This window comes from Gemmatimonadota bacterium (assembly GCA_026706345.1).
GTDB lineage: Bacteria > JAAXHH01 > JAAXHH01 > JAAXHH01 > JAAXHH01 > JAAXHH01.
In genome coordinates, this window is sequence record JAPOYX010000055.1 from 1 (window position 1) to 2,621 (window position 2,621).

At 64.3% G+C, this 2,621-nt stretch carries 2 protein-coding genes; one reads left to right on the top strand and one right to left on the bottom strand.

The genetic code is table 11. The features are described 5' to 3' along the window. Positions 1-1,792 (bottom strand): TonB-dependent receptor (locus OXG98_04785; GenBank protein MCY3771319.1); only part of this gene is annotated, 1,792 nt, incomplete at its 3' end. 161 nt (positions 1,793-1,953) lie between these two features. On the opposite strand from OXG98_04785, the gene OXG98_04790 reads away from it, so the two are divergent. Then, the gene (locus tag OXG98_04790) at positions 1,954-2,601 is read left to right on the top strand and encodes a 4'-phosphopantetheinyl transferase superfamily protein (protein ID MCY3771320.1); all 648 of its coding nucleotides are present in this window, start codon (positions 1,954-1,956) and stop codon (positions 2,599-2,601) included. The last annotated feature ends 20 nt before the right edge of the window (positions 2,602-2,621 follow it).

Genomic DNA, 2,621 nt, shown 5'->3' on the forward strand with positions numbered 1-2,621 from the left:
CGGCATCGCCGTTGAAGGCGTCGCCCACCTCGCAATCCGCGCCCGAGGATGCCGTGCAGACGCCCAGCAGGTTGTCGTAGTCGCTCCAGAATCCCGTCAGTTCGCCCCGCCAGGCTTCGCCGTTCGCGCGCAGTCCCAGTTCGTAGTTGACCGCCCGCTCCTCCTTGACGTCCGGCGCGTTGGTCGGTGCGGTGAATCCCTTGTGAACGCCGCCGTACAGCCTGAGCATCTCGTTCGGGTCGAAACTCACGCCCATCCCCGGCAGCCAGACCCGGGTCCGGTTCTCCCGGGTGTCACGCAAGTTCGACGCGGCGCGGGAAGCAGGATCCGGGGTCCGGCCATGCCGCGTTTCGAAGCGCCTGCGTTCCTGGTCGATGGATTCATACCGCAGCCCGGGAGAAACCACCCATCGACCGAAAGCAATCCTGTCCTGGATGTACAGGGCCAACGCCTCCGCCCGCTGGATGCGATTGCCCGCATTGCCCGGCAATCCCGGGTCGTCCAGCACCAGCCTGCTGTCCTGTTGACGATAGCTGCTGTTGCGTTGCAGCCGGTCTTCCTCGTCCTCATGCAGGCGCACGCCGGCTTCGACAGCATGGCTCGTTCCGGCCAGCGTCAGCGTCCAGTCGGCATTGACCTGGATGCCCCGCGAATAGTATTCGCGGGCGTTGGAACGGAGCTGGATGCTCCCGGAAGGCGTGTCCAGGGCGCCGTGGAGAATAGCCTCCAGGTCGCTCGCGGAGCGCTCGCCCAGCCCCTCGCCGCGGTTGACCGCCCGCACCACCCTCGACCAGCTCGTTCGCGTGAACGACCCGGCGTGCTCGCTGCCGTCGAAGTCGATTCCCTCGGTCTTGAACCAGTCCCGCTCGTGTTCGTTGTTGTAGACCGTCGCCGACAGGCGCGCCTGACCGTTGAGGGAGAACTCGTAGCGGAATATCACCTGCTCGTGTTCCGTGTCGATGGTGTCCAGTGCGGACAGCCCGTAGCGCCGCCAGGGCCGGTCATCGAAATCGGTGTCGGTGAGCCCCAGGTAACTCTGGTTCGATGACTGCCTGGCGTACTGCAGCTTGAGATCGAATCGGTGACGTGAATCCGGAGGGGCGAAACGGGCCTTGAGCGTGTAGTCCTCGAGTTCGAGGCCGGTGTCGCCCCCGTCCCGGTCAATGTGCTGATAGCCGTCGGAGAACCACTGGTGGGTTTCCACCAGGAAGCCCAGTCCCGCCCGGTTGGAGCCCCCGTAGAAAGCGTGGATGCGGCCGGTGCCGTCCTCGCCGGCTTCGGCCACGAGCATCCCGCGCCGTTCGGACGGCACCGGAGTCGAGACCATGTTCAGTGCCCCGCCGATCGTATAGGGCCCCTGGGTAATGGCGGACGGGCCCTTCAGCACCTCGAAGGCCGCCATCCGGCCCGCGGTGGGAAAGTAGTAGGCAGAGGGCGCGGAGTACGGGGCTGGCGCGATCAGTACGTTGTCTTCGAGCAGTGTGATGCGGCCGCTGCGCTCGCTCGCTACCCCGCGAATGCTGATGTTCGGACGCAATCCGTAGCCGTCCTCCACCTGCACCGAAACCCCGGGGACCCGCCGCGCAATGCGCTGAATGTCGGAATACGCGAACTCCCGCAGGTCCTGCGCACCGATGACATGGGCCGCCCCGTTGACGTCCCGGGCGTCTTCCCGCGTACCGACGATGGTGAGCTCCTCATGGAAGGACGATTCCCCCTTGTCGCCGACGATGGCGGATTGGCCTGCCGAGGCGAGCAGCAGTGCGCATAGGGCGAATTCTTTCGGTGCCATCTGGAAATGTCCCATCCCATCGGGTTGGCGCAGTGCAAACTATAGCTGTTTGTAAATGCACGTCAATGGCGAATAGGAATAATATGTAATACCAATGTTTGCGTATGATCGAGGGAAACAGCACGATAGCCATCGCAGTTCCGCCGTAAGACAATTCACGGATGGCGGCTATCGACATCGAACTACCGGGCTGCTGCGTGGTTGAAGCCGGACCGGTCGCCGATCGTCCCCTCCACCCCGAAGAGGCGTCGGCCGTGGCACGCGCGATACCGAAACGAAGGCGCCAGTTTGCCAGCGGGCGTTATTTCGCGCGCAGGGCACTGCACAGGCTGGCCGGTGTCTCCCCACCCATCCCGCGCGGCGACCGGGGCCGCCCGGTGTGGCCTCGAGGTTTCATCGGTTCCATCAGTCATAGCGAAGCGCTGGCGGCAGCGGCGGTGTCCACAGGCCCACTGCGTGGTATCGGCATCGATGTGGAGGATGCGCAACGCTTCGCGCGCAGCAATCCCCGCCTGCACGGCAAACTGTTCACACCGGCGGAGCGATCGAGGACCCTGAGCCGCCCTGTGGAAGCCGCTGTGACATTCAGCGCCAAGGAAGCCGCCTACAAGGCCGTCAATCCACTCGTGGGCAGATACATCGGTTTTCGGGAAGTGACGGTCGAAATCGACTGGGACGGGTTGGCCTTCCGGGTTCGTTACGTGGGAGAACACGAACCCAACCGCCTGCTCGACCGGGGCTACGGGCGATTCTGCTGCCTGGACGGGCAGGTCGTTACGTTGTTCTTTATTGACCAGGCGCGCGATTGACTAGACGCGCGTTTGACCAG